This window comes from Shewanella zhangzhouensis (assembly GCF_019457615.1).
Classification (GTDB): domain Bacteria; phylum Pseudomonadota; class Gammaproteobacteria; order Enterobacterales; family Shewanellaceae; genus Shewanella; species Shewanella zhangzhouensis.
In genome coordinates this window covers 2391581-2410051 of record NZ_CP080414.1, presented here as the reverse complement: position 1 = coordinate 2410051, position 18471 = coordinate 2391581, and the positions used below count along the sequence as shown (strand labels likewise).

At 55.2% G+C, this 18471-nt stretch carries 11 protein-coding genes and 1 riboswitch; of the genes, 6 read left to right on the top strand and 5 right to left on the bottom strand.

The features are described from left to right. Window positions 1–246 precede the first annotated feature (246 nt). On the top strand, window positions 247–2268 hold the full coding sequence (locus tag K0H63_RS10455; protein WP_258405566.1) for a cation:proton antiporter: 2022 nt from the start codon (window positions 247–249) through the stop codon (window positions 2266–2268). Window positions 2269–2706: 438 nt separating this feature from the next. On the opposite strand, the gene fadE is transcribed toward K0H63_RS10455, so the two are convergent. Then, window positions 2707–5154, bottom strand: a complete 2448-nt coding sequence (gene fadE, locus K0H63_RS10450) for an acyl-CoA dehydrogenase FadE (RefSeq protein WP_220064629.1) — start codon at window positions 5152–5154, stop codon at window positions 2707–2709. 237 nt (window positions 5155–5391) lie between these two features. Here fadE and K0H63_RS10445 point away from each other — a divergent pair, with 237 nt between their 5' ends. Further along, complete coding sequence (locus K0H63_RS10445) at window positions 5392–6201, top strand: class II glutamine amidotransferase (RefSeq protein WP_220064628.1); 810 nt, start codon at window positions 5392–5394, stop codon at window positions 6199–6201. Window positions 6202–6276: 75 nt separating this feature from the next. Here K0H63_RS10445 and K0H63_RS10440 read toward each other — a convergent pair whose 3' ends face one another. The 3 genes from K0H63_RS10440 to K0H63_RS10430 are packed head-to-tail and all read right to left on the bottom strand — an operon-like array spanning window position 6277 to window position 8821. Then, window positions 6277–7023 (bottom strand): DUF3108 domain-containing protein, encoded by a 747-nt coding sequence (locus K0H63_RS10440; protein WP_220064627.1) that lies wholly within the window; start codon window positions 7021–7023, stop codon window positions 6277–6279. Window positions 7024–7037: 14 nt separating this feature from the next. Further along, on the bottom strand, window positions 7038–7379 hold the full coding sequence (locus K0H63_RS10435) for an MGMT family protein (RefSeq protein WP_220064626.1): 342 nt from the start codon (window positions 7377–7379) through the stop codon (window positions 7038–7040). Window positions 7380–7414: 35 nt separating this feature from the next. Continuing rightward, a complete protein-coding gene (locus K0H63_RS10430) occupies window positions 7415–8821 on the bottom strand; it encodes an ATP-binding protein (protein ID WP_220064625.1) in 1407 nt (468 codons plus the stop codon). A gap of 159 nt (window positions 8822–8980) precedes the next feature. On the opposite strand from K0H63_RS10430, the gene imuA reads away from it, so the two are divergent. The 3 genes from imuA (at window position 8981) to K0H63_RS10415 (ending at window position 15194) form a co-directional block, all read left to right on the top strand. Further along, entirely contained in the window at window positions 8981–9676 is a 696-nt protein-coding gene (gene imuA, locus K0H63_RS10425) for a translesion DNA synthesis-associated protein ImuA (protein ID WP_220064624.1), read from the top strand. 161 nt (window positions 9677–9837) lie between these two features. Then, window positions 9838–12102, top strand: a complete 2265-nt coding sequence (locus tag K0H63_RS10420; RefSeq protein ID WP_220064623.1) for a Y-family DNA polymerase — start codon at window positions 9838–9840, stop codon at window positions 12100–12102. After that, window positions 12102–15194, top strand: coding sequence for an error-prone DNA polymerase (locus tag K0H63_RS10415; RefSeq protein WP_220064622.1), 3093 nt, complete (start codon window positions 12102–12104; stop codon window positions 15192–15194). The genes K0H63_RS10420 and K0H63_RS10415 overlap by 1 nt, the downstream gene beginning before the upstream one ends. A gap of 170 nt (window positions 15195–15364) precedes the next feature. Here K0H63_RS10415 and trhA read toward each other — a convergent pair whose 3' ends face one another. Then, on the bottom strand, window positions 15365–16096 hold the full coding sequence (gene trhA, locus K0H63_RS10410) for a PAQR family membrane homeostasis protein TrhA (protein WP_220064621.1): 732 nt from the start codon (window positions 16094–16096) through the stop codon (window positions 15365–15367). Between the two features lie 582 nt (window positions 16097–16678). Between trhA and K0H63_RS10405 the strand changes: the two genes are divergently transcribed. Then, the gene (locus tag K0H63_RS10405) at window positions 16679–18004 is read left to right on the top strand and encodes a hypothetical protein (protein ID WP_220064620.1); all 1326 of its coding nucleotides are present in this window, start codon (window positions 16679–16681) and stop codon (window positions 18002–18004) included. A 131-nt stretch (window positions 18005–18135) separates the two neighbouring features. Beyond that, window positions 18136–18234: riboswitch (TPP riboswitch) on the top strand. The last annotated feature ends 237 nt before the right edge of the window (window positions 18235–18471 follow it).

The following is an 18471-nucleotide window of genomic DNA, read 5'->3' as shown; positions in this document are numbered from 1 at the left end:
CGCCTGAGGGTTCAGTAACGAATTGCCTCAGTCACACGTTTGCTGTCCGGCTGTTTTCGGCGTTTGGCGGTACTTCTAATCACGGCTAACCATGGCTGTGCGCCTTATTGCTAATTCGCTGAAGCGTGAGGGTGGCAGTGTTATTTGCCCCATGGCGCTCTGCTCAAAAATAGATAAGATGAAACAGACACATTTGGCTGCTAATGTGATCTTATTTTCAGGGATCTTCTGTTCAAGGATTAATACATGGTTGAACATATCACCGGCATTCTGGCACTCATTGGTGTGCTTTCGTTGTTTTGCCAGTGGCTGGGGTGGAAGTTAAGACTTCCAGCCATTTTGCCTCTACTGCTCTGTGGCCTGCTGCTTGGGCCCGGGCTTGGCTTTCTCAAGCCTGATGCCATTTTTGGCGATCTTCTTTTCCCGATGATTTCTCTGGGTGTTGCCATCATCTTATTTGAAGGCGCACTGACGCTTAACTTCAAAGAAATCAGAGACTATGGTCGAATGGTAACCCACCTGGTGACCATAGGTATGGCGGTGACCTGGGTGGCTATATCCCTCGCGACCCATTACTTTATGGGCTTTGATTGGGCGCTGGCGTGGTTATTCGGTGCCCTGGTGGTGGTGACAGGCCCCACTGTGATAGTGCCTATGCTGCGTAGTGTGCGCCCCAAATCGCAGCTTGCCAGCATCCTTCGCTGGGAAGGCATAGTGATTGACCCCATTGGTGCTGTGCTGGCGGTATTGGTATTTGAATATATCGCCGCGTCTCAAAATGCCACCGAGCACATTTTGATGTCATTTGGCTCTATCTTGGCGCTGGGCTTTGGTGTAGGAGCCGCCATGGGATATGTGGTGGGCTGGGTGCTGCGCAAAGATCTCTTACCTCATTATCTGAGAAACACCGCCGTGCTCACCGTGATGCTGGGCACCTTTGTTGGCTCTAATCTGCTGCAGGAAGAATCTGGCCTGCTCACAGTTACCGTGATGGGCATTTGGCTGGCCAATATGCGCGGCGTCGACATCGCCGATATTCTCGAGTTTAAAGAAACCCTGACGGTACTGATGATTTCGGCGCTGTTTATTCTGCTGGCGGCCAGACTGGACTCCACCGCCATGCTGGATTTAGGCTGGGGCGGCATTGGGGTGCTCGCTGTTGCCATGCTGATTGCCCGGCCACTCAGCGTGTGGCTGTCGGGTATAGGCACCAATCTCACGGCGCCGGAAAAGTGGTTTTTAAGTTGGGTGGCACCCCGGGGGATTGTTGCAGCGGCGGTGTCGTCGCTCTTTGCCATCAAGCTTGAAGAGCAGGGCGTGCCCGGCGCCGAGAAAATTGTGCCTCTGGTGTTTTTGATTATTATCGGCACTGTGGTTATTCAAAGTCTTTCAGCGGGCACCTGGGCGCGCATTCTTAAAGTCAAGGCCGACTCAGCCCAGGGGCTGCTACTCTTTGGTGCGTCCAGCTTTTCCCGCGCCTTTGCCAAACTGTTGAAGAGTAAAAACATCAAGGTCACTCTTGCCGATACCAACTGGGACAATATTCGCCTGGCGCGGATGGATAATATTCCGGTGTATTTTGGCAATCCGGCATCGGAACACGCCGAAACCTATCTGGACTTAACCGGCATCGGTCGGGTGTTGGTCGTGTCTCCCTACCGGCAATTGAATCCTTTGGTGAGCTTCCATTTTCAGGATTATTTTGGCGCGGAAAAAGTCTATGGGCTGAATAATATGGAAGGCTCCAGCGCCCGTCATCTGGCCTCAGAAGTCTATATGAAGCGCTTGTGCCTGTTTGGCGAAGGGATTTCTTACGCCAAAATCGCCAGCCAAATGGCAAAAGGCGCCATCTTGAAGAGCACCACTTTGAGGGAAAGTTTCACCCTGGTGGATTTTATGCGCCGCTACGGTGAAAGCGTGTTGCCATTGGTGTATCTGCAGGATGAAAAGCTGCGCATTATCACCGCCGGCAGCGACATCCCGGCCACCGGCATCGAGCTTATCAGTCTTATTCCTGCTGAGTCGCAGCAATACGCCAAAGAGCAGCAAGAGAAAGAAGCGCTTGAAAAGGCGCTGGCAGAGAAAGAAGAAGACGAGCGGGTTGCAGTGGCCAAGGCAATACAAGAGGAGGCAGCCACCTCCGCTGAGTTAACGCCTGCCCCGGATACAGCAATAAATACAGAAAAAGATACAGAACAAGCGACAGACAAAGGGCTGAGTGATAATCGGGATGCCAACGGCGAAGGCAGCGCGCCTGTGAAAGCGTGATGGTCTGAATACCTTGTTTTTGAATGCTTTGTTTTTTGGGTTTCTTGGTTTTTGATTGCGTGCTGTTGTGAAGAAGTGATTGAGCTAAGTTATGTATCGCAGCTTCTGCCCGGCAGCACGCTCAACTGTTGGTTTAAATTTCTATCTGGCGATGTTCCGGGTCAGATTGACAGAACCAGTATCTTGAATCGGTCTGCTGACTGGGAGTGGCAGTTTGATTTAAATAGGTAAGGCCTGGCATGAAATAGAATAGCCATGCCGTCAGCCAAAAAGCTTCTCAATAAATGGCGCATGCAGTGCAGGTTTCAGCAGCGCTGATTGGGGGAAGGTTTAATTGCCGTTCACCTAACCGCGTGCAGCAGTCAGAACATCCCTGGCAAGACGCGGCAAGTAAAAAAGGCGCCCTGAGGCGCCTTTTTCTATCAGAGGTTGCAGCGCTTACGCCGCTTGCTCCTGAGACTTGCTGCCAGTGGTTTGCGCCACCAGCTCGGCTGGGTCGAAGTCGTCTACGTTGATAGACTTCATACGACCAATCTCGGCTTTCTCCAGCAGGGCGATTTCTGCATCAGACAGAATGCCCAGTGCCTTGCCTTCAGCCGCCACCTGATCCAGCCACATGAAGGGCAGACGCTTACCGGCAGCTTTGCATACCTTATCGTACAGCGGCTCGGCAGCGAGGATGTCCTTGAAGGTCTGCTCCTGAACACCCACAGGGTTGTTGTCGCAGGCTTCCCAGAACTGGCCCTGACCGAGACGCTCACGGCTGGCACAAGGGGTTTGCATGATTTTGGCCACCTTGTGGTCCAGTACATCGCTCGGACGCTTCAGTGGACGACCGAAAGGCAGCAGCAGTACGCGCAGCACACCGCCCAGACCGGCAGGGAAATTGTCCAGCAGCTCATCCAAAGAGGCTTGCAGCTTGAACAGGGCATCTTCAACCGCCCACTGTACCAGTGGCAGATCTTCAGTCTGACGACCTTCATCCTGATAACGCTTCAACGTGGCAGAGGCCAGGTACAGCTGACTCAGCATGTCGCCAAGACGGGCAGAGATACGCTCTTTACGCTTGAGGTTACCGCCCAGGGTGGCCATGGCGAGATCAGACAGCAACGCCAGGTTGGCACTGAAACGGTTCATGTGCTGGTAGTAGCGCTTGGTCTTGTCGCCATATGGGGCGTTAGAGAAGCGGCTGCCGGTCAGGCCCATCCACACACTGCGGATCAGGTTGCTGATGGTAAAGCCGATGTGGCCAAAGAGGGCAGCATCGAACTTGTTCAGACCCTGACGCACGTCTTTATCGAAGGCAGAGTCCATTTCGGCCAGCACGTATGGATGGCAGCGAATGGCGCCCTGACCATAGATGATCATAGAGCGGGTCAGGATGTTGGCACCTTCCACGGTAATGGCGATAGGGGCAGCCTGATAACCACGGCCCAGGTAGTTGTTGGGGCCAAGGCACACGCCTTTACCGCCGTGGATGTCCATGGCGTCGATGACGCATTTCTGCATGCGGTCGGTGAGGTGATACTTCACGATGGCAGAGATGACCGATGGCTTTTCACCCAAATCGATACCTGTGGTGGTCAGCGAGGTCACGGCGTCCATCAGATAAGCGTTACCGCCAATGCGCGCCATTGGCTCTTCAATACCTTCCAGCTTACCGATAGGCAGCTTGAACTGACGGCGGATGCGGGCATAGGCGCCGGTTGCCAGGGCTGCGGTTTTCACGCCACCGGCAGAGTTGGATGGCAGGGTAATGCCGCGGCCAACCGACAGACATTCCACCAGCATGCGCCAGCCCTGACCGGCCATTTTCGGACCGCCAATGATAAAGCTTAAGGGCACAAACACGTCTTTACCGCGGGTTGGGCCGTTTTGGAACATACAGTTGAGCGGGAAGTGACGACGACCGGTTTCCACGCCTTCCACATCAGTAGGAATAAGGGCGCAGGTAATGCCGAGCTCTTCTTCGCCGCCGAGCAGACGCTCAGGGTCGCGCAGTTTGAACGCCAGACCCAACACAGTGGCGATAGGGGCCAGGGTGATGTAGCGCTTGTTCCAGGTGAGCTTCATGCCGAGCACTTCTTCACCTTTCCACATGCCTTTGCAGACAACGCCGTAGTCAGGAATAGAACCTGCGTCTGAACCGGCTTCAGGGCTGGTCAGGGCAAAGCAAGGCACTTCAAGACCCTTGGCCAGACGTGGCAGGTAGTGGTCCTGCTGCTCGGCCGTACCGTAGTGCTGCAGCAGCTCGCCGGGGCCGAGGGAGTTGGGCACGCCCACGGTGGATGCCAGCTCGCTGGAAACACCTGCAAGCTTTTGCAGTACACGGGATTGGGCGTAGGCGGAGAACTCGAGACCACCAAACTTTTTCTTGATGATCATCGCGAAGAAGCCGTTGTCTTTCAGGTACTGCCATACGTCAGCAGGCAGGTCTGCCAGCTCGTGGGATACCTGATGCTCGTTTACCATGCGGCACACTTCGTTTACCGGGCCGTCCATAAAGGCTTGCTCTTCGGCAGAGAGACGGGCAGTGGGGTAGTTGTGCAGCTTCTTCCAGTTGGGGTTACCGGCGAACAGATCGGCTTCCCACCAGGTAGTACCGGCGTCGATGGCTTCTTTTTCAGTGGAAGACATCTCGGGCATGATGCCACGGTACACTTTCAGCAGCGGGCGGGTGATCAGGCTTTGACGAATACTGCTGATATTCAGAGGCAGGGCGATAACCAAAAAGATGATGCCGCCCCAAAGGCCAACAACATCCAAGGTCCATCCTGCGGTCAACATAATGGCGGCTGCGGCCGTAGCGGTCAGCAAGGACACCCGCAAATAAGCGCAGGCACCAAGCACCACAAGCAGCGCGATACTCCAAAGTAGGGTAGTCACTCTCGTTCTCCTTTATTCATAACCCTTCTCCAGGCGGGTCATATAAGCGATCCTGATCACAAGTATAGTGTGTGGTCAGACCTGTGTCGCATTAAAAAGTAAATCCAACCGTGAGCGAACACAAGCATTTTTCAAACAAATGTTTAAATTTTTTCGCGCCCTGCGGCATTCCCATCAACAAAGGGCAAAGTTACAATAAGTTAGTTGTTGTATTTGTGACCTTCAGGTGCCTTGATTATGTGTGAATTATTGGCGATGAGCGCCAACGTGCCCACCGACATTGTGTTCAGTTTTACCGGGCTGGCTGAGCGTGGCGGGGTAACCGGCCCCCATGTGGATGGCTGGGGCATTACCTTTTATGAAGGCAAGGGCAGCCGCACCTTTAAAGATGCCTGCCCGTCAAGCGAATCACACATTGCCCGCTTGATTAAGTCATACCCGATTAAAAGCGAAACCGTGATAAGCCACATCCGCCAGGCCAACCGTGGCTGTGTGGCGCTGGAAAATACCCACCCCTTTGACAGGGAACTCTGGGGCCTGAACTGGACTTATGCCCATAACGGCCAGTTGAGTGACTATAAGGGCAAGTTTGCGGTGCGCCGCTTCCGCCCTGTGGGAGACACCGACAGTGAACTGGCGTTTTGCTGGATTTTGGAAAAGCTGGTGGCCCGCTTTGGCGATGAGCGCCCCGAAGACATGTTGCCGGTGTTCGCCTACGTGGCGGAGCTTGCCGAAGAGGTCCGCGCCCTTGGGGTGTTTAATATGATCCTTTCGGAAGGCAACTACCTGATGAGCTTTTGCAGTAATAACTTAAGCCACATCACCCGCCGCGCGCCTTTTGGCAAGGCCAAGTTGATTGATACCGATGTGGTGATTGATTTTGACAAGGAAACCACCCCCAATGATGTGGTTACCGTGATAGCCACCCGGCCATTAACCGACAACGAGGCCTGGAACATCATGCAGCCCGGTCAGTGGCAGCTGTTTTGTAAAGGTGAAGTAGTTGGTGTCGGTGCCGTTGTGGTAAACACGGATACAAACGAATAACCCGGGAACTGCTGGCATAGCGTAAAGATTAAAAAAGCCGGGAATTGCCGGCTTTTTTGTGGCTTTTTTTACCGCTTAAGGATTGGCCGCCAGCGGTGCGGGCGTAGTGTCGATAAAGCGATACCCGGTCAGCTGCACATCCAGCTGTTTGTCGCCTTTTTCAAAGTGAGTCATGCGTACCGGCAGATAGGCCAGATCAGGCGCCATCCACACCACGGTTTTACGCTTCTTGCTGTCACGTATTACTTCAAGGCGCAGGGTGCGGTACTCGGTGCCATCGATATTCAGCACTTCCTCGCCCATGCGCTTGAACGAGTAGTCATCAATCTCGTTGTCTTTCACCATGTGGTATTCGAGTGCGTCTTTGCCTTCAATCAGATCCTGACGGAATTGCAACTGCACCATCATGGTGTCGTAGAGCTTGTTCTCAAACGGCAGTTCAACATGCTCGCCCTTGTAGTTGCTGCGCACGATGGACTTGTCTTTCAAAAAGGCCACCTGCTCGCTGAAATCGCTGCCGGTACCGGTGCGCTGATGGATAAACACCATGGGCTCAAGACCATGGTCGGTGCGGCGGAATTTACTCTTGATACTGCGCTCATCGCTTAAAAACAGCAGACTTAGCTCGCTGGTAAAATTGTACTGGTAGTAATTTCCTTCGGGCGCCGGCAGGCTGAAATGAGCCTTGCCCAGGCCAATATCGCCGTACAGTACCTTGTAGTCGGCTTCAAAGGGCGTCAGTGAGTTTTGGGCAAAGGCGCTAATACTTAAAGCACTGGCACTCAGCAGTGGCAGGGCGAGGGATAACAGAAACTTGCGCATACAGCTCCTTGGCGTCAGTAAGGCAGACTCAATATCAGGGTGGCCATGTCGGGCCGCCACTCATATTCAGACAAGTTGATTTTGCCTTGGTTCACGATAACCCCCTCAAGACGCAGGCTTTCTTGTTGCAGCCGAAAGGGCTCAGTGTCTTTTGGAAAGGCAATTTTTCCCTGGCTGTTTATCACCCTGTGCCAGGGCAGTGCCAGGCTGTCCGGTGCCAGCTTAAGAGCCCGTGATACATAGCGGGCGCGGCCGGGCAACCCGGCAAGGTCGGCCACTTTGCCATAACTGAGCACCTTGCCCTCGGGAATGAGGGTCACTATATGCCAGATCCGGCTTGGACTCAGGCTGGACATCCGTTCACCTTCCAAAAGCAATTCATGCACCTATACTAAATTGCCTTGTCGGCAGCAGCCAGCCTTTTAAGCCGCAACGGCAGCAACAGCTTAACTTCCAACCCGCCAAGCTCACTGCGTCCGGCCGAGACATCGCCGCCGAGCAGGCGCACACACTCCCGCACTATGGCAAGCCCCAGTCCAAATCCGCCCTGACTGGCGTGACGGGCCTCATCAAAGCGGGTAAAGGGATGGAACAGGGTCTCGAGCTTGGTGTCATCGATACCCGGGCCATCGTCCGCCACCGTGATATTGAGCCAGTTATCATCGCAGTGGCTGCTTATCTGAATATGACAATCAGTTCCCGCATATTTAAGGCTGTTGCGCACCAGGTTTTCCAGCGCCCGCTGCAGCAGGCCTTGGTCGGTTTCAAGCTCGATATGCTTGCAGGCGGCCAAATCCTGCCATTCGATATGTTGGCGTGGCGCAGCTTCAAAACGGCAATCACCCAGAAGTGACTGCGCCAGCTCGTGCAGATTAAAGGGCGCACAGCGGGCGGCCTGATAACCACTGGCGAGGCGGCTGTATCCCAAAAGCGTGTCTATCAAGCGGCTGAGTTCGCTGTTTTCGGCATGGATCCGCTTAAGGTAAGGCGAGGACTCTGCCAAATCGCCCTCCAGCAAATCGGCTGCCAGCTTTTGCCGTGCAAGCGGGGTGCGCAGCTCATGGGATACGTCGCGAATAAGGCGCTCCTGGGTGGTGAGGGTGCGCTCAATCACATCCGCCATTTCATCAAAGTCGTGGCCGAGCTGATAAAACTCAGGTTCAGCCGCCGAAAAGTGCTCGCCGATCCGGGTGCTCAGCTTTCCGCTTGCCAGGGCGCGGGTGCCCTGTTGCAACGTCGCCAGCGGTTTGATGAGGTAGTGCCCCAGCAGGCGACTGAACAGCCACAGCACAAATAATCCCACGGTTAAGCGGATCGCCCACAGGCTGTAACTGAGATCTTTGGCTGGGTGCAAATTTGCATTGAGCTGCACCGCCAAAAGCAGAGGGCCGCTGTCATCGAAAGTGGCATAAATCGGCAGGCCGATAATGGGCTTTTGTACCCGATCCCCCAGCGCCTGATCCGGCCCCAGCATAAACCCCAACTTGAATTCAAAGTGCGGATGAACCGGGCGGCCGCTCACGCCTTCAAGGCGGCTGTTAATCACATGCAAACTGAACGACTGCGCCGCCTCCCACTCGGCCAGCGCCTGAGGTGAGCCGCGTTTCACCATGGCTTCGGCCTCCCGGGCCAACACCGACAGCTGCGCCTTGGTTTCTTTGGGCAGCACCAACAGCTGATGCAGCACCATGGCTTCAATCAGACTGGCCAATAACAGAATCACCAACAGCGAGGAGCCGAAATAGCCAAACAGGCGCCATTGCAGTCGGGCAAAGGGGTGATGGCGGGACAACTTCATGACAATCGCACAGACTTATAAATAAAAATGATTCGCATTATACACCTTGCCAATTCAGATCCCAGAGGATTGGCAAGTTTGTCAGAATTGCTATACTGTATAAATATACAGTTATTGGTGGTTTGGATACCAAAACCCGGTTCAGACACAGGTGCCCCCATGAAAACCAGTCCACAAGAGCTTTCCAAACAACTTGGCCGCCAGGATATCTGGCTTGGACAACAAACCTGCCAGCAGCCCGGTTATGCCACCGGCTTTGAAGCACTGGATGCCGCCTTGCCCGACAGCGGCTGGCCGCGCCATGGGGTGTGTGAACTGAGTTGCCCGGTGCCGGGGTCGCAGTCAATGCTGCTGTTAACGCCACTGCTCAGGTGCATACAGGGCGAAAACGACACCCCGGTAATTTTGGTTGGCGCTCCCTGGCAGTTGAATCCGCAGTACTTATTGCAACATGGACTGCAGCCGGAAGGCTTTTGCCTGGTGGATGTTAACGCGCGTAAAGACAGACTCTGGGCCATGGAGCAGAGTCTGGCCAGTGGTGGTTGCCGTTTGTTGCTGGGCTGGCTTGACCGTTTAAGCCTGACCGAAGCCCGGCGTTTACAGCTGGCGGCGGAAAAGGGCGGCTGTCTGGCCATTATTCTGGTGACTGACGCCACTGAGGGTAATCCTTTGCCGCTGCGTTTGGGGTTAACCCCGGGCGGTAACTCAGACAGGCTGGAACTCGCCTTACTGAAACGCCGCGGCGGCAAACCGCAGGACAGTTTGCAGATTGAGGGGCTTTCCCCACTGCTGGCACGCTACTTACCGCCGCAGCCATCCATGCAGGTGGTGCAGGGCCCCTGGGGCGGCGCCTGAGCAGGAGGATGATGTATGTCGTTTATCCGTGATTGCCTGTGCGTCCATCAAAGACACTTGTTTCAGCAGAGCCTGTGTTTGCATCAGAGCCTGTTCGTTCAGCAGCGCTGCTGTTTGGCCCGCGGGCTTAGCCGTCATCAATCTGTTTGGGTTAAAGGTTAATGCGCTGGCTTGGTGTATGGCTACCCCATTGGGAGCTGGATTATCTGCGCCATGTGCAGGGGCTGGCGCCATCCATGCCGCTTATTTTGTACGATGTGGCAAAGGCGCGGGTGCTTAAAGCCTGCGCGCAGGCGGCCAGTGCCGGGGTTATGGCAGGTCAGAGCATGGGCAGCGCGGCGCAGCTGTGCCCCAATGTGCAGCCATTTCCCTTCAACCTCTCGCTGCACCGGCAAGGCTGCGACTGGCTGTGTCGCCACGGCTACAGTTTCAGTGCCCGCCTGGTGCCGCCTCCTGAGCCCGATACATTTTTTGCCCGTTGCCACGATGTACTGCTGCTTGAAACCGGCTCTATGGCAAAACTCTTTGGCGGCGAAGCGGCGCTGGCAAAGGCATTGGCAGCCGCGCTTGAAGGGCTTCACTGCAACTTTGCCATGGCCTTTGCTGCCACGCCGTTGGCAGCGGGTATGCTGGCCAAAACCCGGCCCAGTCTGGCTTCAAAGACGCTGCAGCCAGTGTTTGCCAGGGCTGCAACGTCGCAATCGGCTCTCAAGGTTTCAGCTTCAAAATCGGCATCAAAAGCGATTGCTGAGCCCAAAAGCGCAGCTGAGGCTGTGTCACGGCAATTATCGGCGCTGCCAATCTCAACCCTGCCTGTGCCTGAGGCGCTGCTTTTTCGTTTGGAGGGCATGGGACTTGAGCATATAGGTGCGCTGCAGGCTTTACCCGCCGCCGAGCTTGGGATCCGTTTTGGTCCCGAATTTGTGCTGCTATTGGCAAGGCTTAACGGTAAGCAGCCCCATCCCCAGAGCTTTTACTGCCCGCAGGAAGAGTATCGTCAGCGGCTTGAGCTGATGTATGAGGCCGAGAGCCTCAATGCTCTGGTGTTTGTGCTTGGGCGTATGTTTGCCGAGCTGGCACTGTTTTTACGTCAGCGACAGTTGGCGGTTTCGATGCTGGAGCTGGTGCTGCATTACCGGGCAACCTCCACAGAAACCACAGAAACCACAGAAACCTCCGAGATCACAGGTAGCCCAAAGGCAAGTCTCGGTCAGGGAAGCGTGACTGGCGCGCTATCCAGAGCTTCGGATAAAGCTGAGTCGATTCAGTCCACAGCAGAGGTTCATGAAGCGCGCCTGTCGCTGGCATACCCCTTTGCCGAATACACCGCCGATGGCCTGTTGGCCCTGTGCCGTTTGCAACTGGAGCGCTTTACGCTGGCGGCGCCCGTAGTGGCACTGACGCTGCACCGCTGTCACTTTAGCCCCAGAAGTGCGCCGCCGGCAGGAGCCATCGAAAACAGTCACAGAGCCAGTCTGAGTTTGCTGGCCCGGCTCGAAGCCCGGCTGGGGCAAGACAGGGTAAAGCGCCTTGGCGCCAGAAAGGCGCTCTTGCCGGAGCACAGCTTTTGCCTGCAGCCGATGTCGGCACCTGTGGCGGTTGCCTATACGGCTTTGCCTGCATCATCTTTGTCAGCCTCATCTTTAGCTGCAAAGCCTTCACGCCCGCAGTCAAAGCCAACTCCGACCAAATTGACCCAGCCAAAACTGACCCAGCCAAAACTGACAGAGGCTAAGCCAACAGAGCCATTCACCTCATCCATGCCAGCGCGGCAACGCGCAGCAGCTGCCGGTATCACTCCTGCAGCAGATAAAAAAGCCGCAAACACGGCTGGTGCTTCGAATGTCATCCACACAGCTTTTACTCTTCCAGCCGCTCGAGCCGGTAGCCAGGCAAATTCTGCGGCAATGGATGGGGCGAATGATGATTCGATGACTGAGGGCATAGCGCCGCGATTCGCTTCAAACATTACAGCTACGGATTCAACAGCTACGGGCTTAGCAGCGGCCAATGAGCCCGTTACGAAGAGCGATGCAGCGACTGCTGTGATGGAACTGAGCGAGTCAGTGACAAAAGCCGCAGCAGCCAATAAGTCTGCGGCCACACAGGATGTAGCCACAGAAGGGCTGTCACTTGCCTGCCGCCCGCCCTGGCTTTTGGTGGCGCCTGAAGCGATTGCAGAAACCGATGTTGAGCTGCTGCGCGGCCCGGAGCGGCTGCGTGAGCCCTGGTGGCATGGCAGCCAAACCGTGGCGGCTCAAAGCGTAACTGAGCTTGATACTGGCCAGGTAAGCGAGAGTTTGCCAAGCGGGAAACCTATGGGCGCGGCGCGGGACTATTATCTTGCCCGCCACCATGAAGGAGGCCTGTGCTGGGTGTTTCGCCGTGAGGGCGAGCCCGGACTTTACTTGCAGGGCTGGTTTTGATGTACGCCGAGCTTCATGCTATCAGCAACTACAGCTTTTTACGAGGCGCGTCGCACCCACACGAGCTGGTGGCCGAGGCGGCGCGGCTTGGCTACAGTGCCATCGCCATTACCGATGAGTGTTCGGTGGCCGGTGTGGTCAAGGCGTACATGGCCGCCGTGGAGGCTGGAATAGCGCTGATTGTTGGCAGTGAATTTCGGCTGCCGGAAGGCACCTTTGTGCTGCTGGCCACCAGCCGGGCAGGTTATGGTGCCCTGTGCCGTTTGATAAGTCGTGGTCGGCGGCGGGCCCCCAAGGGGGAATATCGCATCAATCTGGACGACCTGTTATCGCCGTTGCCTGACTGCGTGCTGCTGTGGCGCCCGCCAATGCCCCAAAATCCGGGGGCGGACATTGCCGCGACCGAGCGGCAGTGGTTTGCTACACAAAAGCGGCTGGCAAAGCAGCTTGCGGCCTGGCAGGGGCGGCGCTATTTTCTGGCGGAGCAGTGTCTTGAGGCCGCAGGCAGCCTGTGGCAGCGCTATTTGAAGCGCCTCTCTGATTTGTGCGACATCCCCTGCGTGGCAGCAGGAGATGTGCGTATGCACAGCGCGGTGCGCCAGCCGCTCTTGGATGTACTCACCTGCATTCGCTTGGGTATCAGGCTTGATGAAGCCGAAGGGCATTTGTGCCAGAACGCTGAGCATTACTTGCGGCCCCTTGGCAGCATCCATCGCCGTTATCCGCAGGAGTGGATTGCCAACACCCAGAAGATTGCCAGCCAGTGCCGGTTTTCGATGGCTGAACTCAGGTACGAGTACCCGGCCGAGCTGGTGCCTGCTGGCTTAAACGCCAGTGAATACCTTGCCCGGGAGGTGGCCAAAGGCGCCCGGCGCCGCTACGGCTTGACGGTGCCAACGGCGGTAAAACGCCAGTACCTGGCCGAGCTTAAGCTTATCCATGAGCTTGAATACGAGTATTTTTTTCTCACCATTTACGACATAGTCCGCTTCGCCAGACGCAAGCGGATTTTGCATCAGGGGCGCGGCTCGGCGGCCAATTCGGTGGTGTGTTTTTGTCTTGGGATCACCGAAGTGGATCCCACCCGGGTCAATATGCTGTTTGAGCGCTTTATTTCCAAAGAACGCCACGAGCCGCCGGATATCGATGTGGACTTTGAGCATGAGCGCCGCGAAGAAGTGATCCAGTACATTTACCGCAAATACGGTCGCCACCGGGCGGCGCTGGCCGCGAGTGTGATCACCTATCGGCTGAAAAGCGCCATGGGGGAAGTAGGCAAGGTGCTGGGGCTGGACAGAGAGCTGGTGGCGAGACTCATTCAGGGCATTGACAGGCGCGATCCGAGTCACCCCTGGCGCGAACAATTGGCCGCACAGTTGCCTGGCGCCGACATGTTTGGCTACCTTGTGCAGTCCTTGCTCGGGTTTCCGCGTCATTTATCCCAGCATGTAGGCGGCTTTGTGATTTCCGCCGGGCCACTGGCCGAGCTGGTGCCGGTGGAAAACGCCGCCATGGAAGACAGAACCGTGATCCAGTGGGATAAGGACGATCTGGAGGCGCTGGGGCTACTGAAAGTGGACGTGCTGGCGCTGGGGATGCTAACTGCCATTCGTAAGTGTTTTGAGCTTATCAGTCGTCATCAGCAGCCCTTTGGCATGCGGTCAATCAAAGCCGAAGATCCCAATGTCTATCGTATGCTCAGCCGCGGCGACAGCATGGGGGTGTTTCAGGTGGAGTCCCGGGCGCAAACGTCCATGCTGCCAAGGCTCAGGCCTGCATGCTATTACGATCTGGTTATCCAAATTGCGATTGTGCGCCCTGGGCCAATTCAGGGTGACATGGTGCATCCGTTCCTGAGGCGCCGCAAAGGACTGGAGGCGGTGACTTACCCCAGCGAGGCAGTCAAAGCCGTGCTTGAGCGCACCATGGGGGTGCCGATTTTTCAGGAACAGGTGATCAAGCTTGCCATGGTGGCCGCAGGTTTCAGTGGCGGTGAGGCGGATGCGCTGCGCCGGGCCATGGCCAGTTGGAAGCATACCGGTAAGCTGTGGCCCTTTGAGCAAAAACTGCTGGATGGTATGGCCGCACGGGGCTACAGCGAAGATTTTGCCCGGCAGATCTTTCGCCAAATTCAGGGCTTTGGCGAGTATGGCTTTCCTGAATCCCACTCGGCAAGCTTTGCGCTGTTAGCCTATGTCTCTGCTTATCTTAAGTTTTATCACCCGGCGGCCTTTTGCTGCGCGCTGCTGAACAGCCAGCCGATGGGGTTTTACAGCCCATCGCAGCTGTTGCAGGACGTGCGTCGTCATGGGGTGGAGGTGTTTGATGTGTGTATCAATCACAGCCAGTGGGACAGCAGCCTGGTGAAGACTGCCACCGACTTTGGGATACGGCTCGGATTCAGGCAGGTTAAGGGCCTGAAAGAGCAGGCTATGCAAAGGTTGGTTGCCGCTCGCCCAGCGGCGGGTTTTGCGCACTTGAGTGAGGTCAGCGTCTTGCTCGACAGGCACGCTTTGGAGCTGCTTGCTGCTGCCGATGCCTTCAGGTTACTCAGTGGCCACCGATTTCAAAGCCGCTGGCAATTGTCGGCCCGCCAGGCAAGCCTGCCACTGTTTGATGACTTACCAGAGCCGCTGCTGCCAGGAGGCGCAGAGCCAAGCCTTAGTGCCCCCAATGCGGTGCAGTGCCTCAAGGCGGATTATCGCAGCAAGGGGCTAAGTCTGGGGCAACATCCGATGGCATTGTTGCGAACCGCTGGTTTGCTTGGAAAAACTTTGACAGCAAAAGCGCTTGAGGACACCCGTCATGGGCAGCTGGTAACTGTTGCCGGTGTGGTGACCGGCAGGCAGCGACCCGGTACTGAATCGGGCGTTACCTTTATTGCCCTGGAAGATGAAACTGGCAACACTAACCTGATTGTGTGGATGGGCACAGCAAGGGCGCAGCGAAAGCCGTATTTGACATCAACCATTTTGAAAGTAAATGGCACAGTGGAACATGCCGATGGCGTGACCCATGTGGTGGCAGGTCGGCTTGAGGATATCTCGCACTTGCTCGATAGCCTCAAAGTGGCCTCGCGGGATTTTCACTAGCACTGAGCGCTCACAGGGAAGCTGAGCGTCAACGTCAACAGAGTACCGTTATCGGCAAGCAGATTGGTGAACAACAGGCTGGCGGGCATAGGTGTTTGGCAAACCACTGGCATAAAGAGGAACTGCATTTGCGTCTCAGTTTTTATGCCATTTGGTGCTCTGACCTTTGCTTACTGGCCCTTGGGGATCACCGTGAGGTAAATGCACAGGAAGTGACTGATGGCGCCGCCAAGCACAAACAGGTGCCAAATGGCATGATTAAAGGGAATGCGTTTCACCGCATAAAACACCACTCCCAGGCTGTAGAACAGGCCGCCGGTGAGCAGCAGGGTAAAGCCGGTGTCGGTCATGCCTGCGATCATCTTGTCGAGCACCGCCACACACAACCAGCCCATTGCAAGGTACAGCACCAGGCTGAATGCTTTAAAGCGATGTAAAAACAGAAGCTTGAATCCAATACCGCCAAGCGCAAGTAACCAGATAGCAGCCAGTACCCAATCGACACCGGCGCCTTCAAGGGTAATGAGTACAAAAGGTGTGTAAGTTCCCGCAATCAAAAGATAAATGGCGCAGTGGTCAAACAGTTTGAGTTTACGCTTAAGTGCAGGTGATTTGGCCCAGTGATAGGCGGTAGAGCAGGCAAACAGCAGCACCATACTCAGGCCATAAAGGCCAACGCCCAAGGTTTGCAGCAAACTCAAATGGCCGATGCTGTCATACAACATGGCCGCTGTGCCAAGCAGCGCCGCCAGCACGCCAATGCCGTGGCTTAAGGTATTGGCCAGTTCTTCCCGCTCGCAATAAGCGGCTGGGCTGGCGCTGCCATAAGCATCCGTGGAGGCATTTTTCGGAGCATTAACGGGAGCGGGATCTGATACGCTGCTGGCTTGCATTGACGGCATTATGAACTCTTGGGACAGGGCTTAGCATTAGAGTCGTTAATCTAACATTCACTTTCCGCAAACACCACAAAAAAGAGTACAAGTGTACGCTTAAATATTTTTATCTGTTTTAAATCAATGCATTGAATAGGGCGCCTTGGGGTAAGGCAAAATCTCACCCCTTTAAGATTGGCAGCAGGCTGCGCGAGATGATAACCAATCAGGAACTTTTGCAGCTTGGCTCTGTTCCAATAGCGATATGGTTAGTGGCGGCTTTAAGCGGGTGAATTATCAGGCGCTGCAATTTAGTTCGCCTGGTAAGTTCAACTACTGGTTCCAGGAGAAAAGAAACAACATTGGCACCGGACTCTGGACTCTGGACTCTGGACTCTGGGGACAGTTCACAGTCCCAGGAGCACTGAAGGCTGAAGCTTGAAGCTCGAGAAGGAAACCAAGCCCCGGTAAACCTGCGTGCAGGTTCAGATAAAGTCACGCGTAAGCCCAAGTAAAGCGTCAGCACAAATAAAGTAAAACCGAGCCCAGCCAAAAGGCCAGAAAATCAGGGAAAAGCTCACGCAAGAGCCCAGGGAAAAGGAAAGGCGTTTGACCAACAGCAGTAACAGCAATGACTCCAGCCGTAATCCCCAATTGAAAACACCGGGTATGCAGGAAAGCAGCATTCAATCCGGCGGCCACGAAGCATGTGCTGAAGAGGATAAATCGAACGGATTGGGTGACTCCTTGGCACCTGCGCCGCAGCCTATCCATGCCCATAGGCACGACAGGCTGGATGATGGCTCCGTGGCTTTGCTGAGTTTGTTTGCCACTCGAACCCCGAAGGATGTACCTCAGCTGCACCTGGCTGCACCCGTTTTGCCTGCCCGAGACGGTGACAATATTAAACTTGGCATTGAGCGCACTAACCATACCAGCGGCTCTTTAATGGTTCCGGCCTTCACGGCCTTTATGCAACTTGATGGCGGGGCGCGGCCAGAAACTGCTGAACAAGAAGAAACCGTAAAACAACAAGAAACCGTAAAACAAGAACAAACGGCACAGCAAGATAAAACCCTGGAGCGCGACAGAATCGACGTTAGGCAGACACTGCCGCTTAAATTGCTGCTGCCCGTTACCCTGGTGCACCTTGCAGTTTTGGGGCTGCTTGCCTGGCAGTTGGCACCGCAGCTGGGTTCATTAAGCGCGGCGCTGGATGAGCGCGCCAACCAGCCCAAGGCGTTGCAATCCTATTTGGTGTTCAGCACGCCAAAACAGCCAATTGAACAGCCGCCAGAGGCGAATCCATCGGACCCCGCTGCAGTCAAACCTCAATCCGAACCCGAACCCGAACAGGTTAAGCGTGAACAAGTGAACGAGCAAAATGCGCCCATCGAGCCAGCCTTGTCTACAGCGCCAAAAGAGCCTGCCCCTATCAAAGATGAACCGCTCCCAGCACAGCCTGCAGTTGAATCGGCGCAGAAGGCTCGGCGGGAATCTCTGCCGCCGATAGAGACGCCCGCACCATCTGAGCACAGTCAGCTTGATTTCTCGACTCCCGCCAGCCGTTTTGTGGCGCGCCAAAACGCTCAGGCGTTGAATGCCTTATCGCAGAGTTACGCCGACGAGCAGACCGTTCACATGAATGCGGCGGGGCGTGGCATGTCGGAGCTTCTGCCCGAGATGGAAGTGCTGCTGGTACCAAGTGCCGATGATTTCTATAAACCCAATACCCTGGACTCCGACATAGATCCCAATCGCATCGTAAAATCCGGCGATACCTGCTACCGGGTGGTGAAGGTGCCAACGCCCATTAATCCCCATGCCGAGAATCTGGGTTTTCCATTTCGCTGTGGTGAGGACAGGGTAAAAAAGGCGCTTAAAGAAGGTATCAACAAGTACCTTGCATTGATGGGCAAGCAGGATTTGCGTTGAACTATTTTCATCCTAATGACTTTAGATTGGGCAATGTTCATGAAATTAAAGTAATTAATGCCTCATTGCTTTCGTGAATAAATTTCCCATTCGTGGCTATTGTCATTGGCCTTCGCTTAAGCCTATACTGCCAGCACTTGTCGGAGTGCCTTAGGGCTGAGACCGTTTATTCGGGATCCGTTGAACCTGATCAGGTTAGAACCTGCGAAGGAAACAAGCATCAAATCCACCCCAGTTAGTGTCAGCAGCTTAAGCCGGAAAATAAACCGGAAGATAAGCCGAAAAATGAGGCGAAAGCCCGCCGCAAACTGATGACCAAGTGGCCAGCAACGCAAAAACTCAGCTGAAAAACGCGGAGAGTTTGCCAGGCAACCGGGGTGAATGAGACGCCAGACAGCGCTGAAAACACTGCAAAACTGTCGTCGCCGCTGATTCAACTGCTCAATTTTCTCCCCCGACAAGCAACT

Excerpts from the sequence above, each read along its gene's own strand:
- K0H63_RS10455 (WP_258405566.1), top strand. The coding sequence starts at position 247 with ATGGTTGAACATATCACCGGCATTCTGGCACTCATTGGTGTGCTTTCG.
- K0H63_RS10435 (WP_220064626.1), bottom strand. The coding sequence starts at position 7,379 with ATGTCCAGCCTGAGTCCAAGCCGGATCTGGCATATAGTGACCCTCATT.
- K0H63_RS10430 (WP_220064625.1), bottom strand. The coding sequence starts at position 8,821 with ATGAAGTTGTCCCGCCATCACCCCTTTGCCCGACTGCAATGGCGCCTG.
- K0H63_RS10415 (WP_220064622.1), top strand. The coding sequence starts at position 12,102 with ATGTACGCCGAGCTTCATGCTATCAGCAACTACAGCTTTTTACGAGGC.
- imuA (WP_220064624.1), top strand. The coding sequence starts at position 8,981 with ATGAAAACCAGTCCACAAGAGCTTTCCAAACAACTTGGCCGCCAGGAT.
- trhA (WP_220064621.1), bottom strand. The coding sequence starts at position 16,096 with ATGCCGTCAATGCAAGCCAGCAGCGTATCAGATCCCGCTCCCGTTAAT.
- K0H63_RS10445 (WP_220064628.1), top strand. The coding sequence starts at position 5,392 with ATGTGTGAATTATTGGCGATGAGCGCCAACGTGCCCACCGACATTGTG.
- K0H63_RS10420 (WP_220064623.1), top strand. The coding sequence starts at position 9,838 with ATGCGCTGGCTTGGTGTATGGCTACCCCATTGGGAGCTGGATTATCTG.
- K0H63_RS10440 (WP_220064627.1), bottom strand. The coding sequence starts at position 7,023 with ATGCGCAAGTTTCTGTTATCCCTCGCCCTGCCACTGCTGAGTGCCAGT.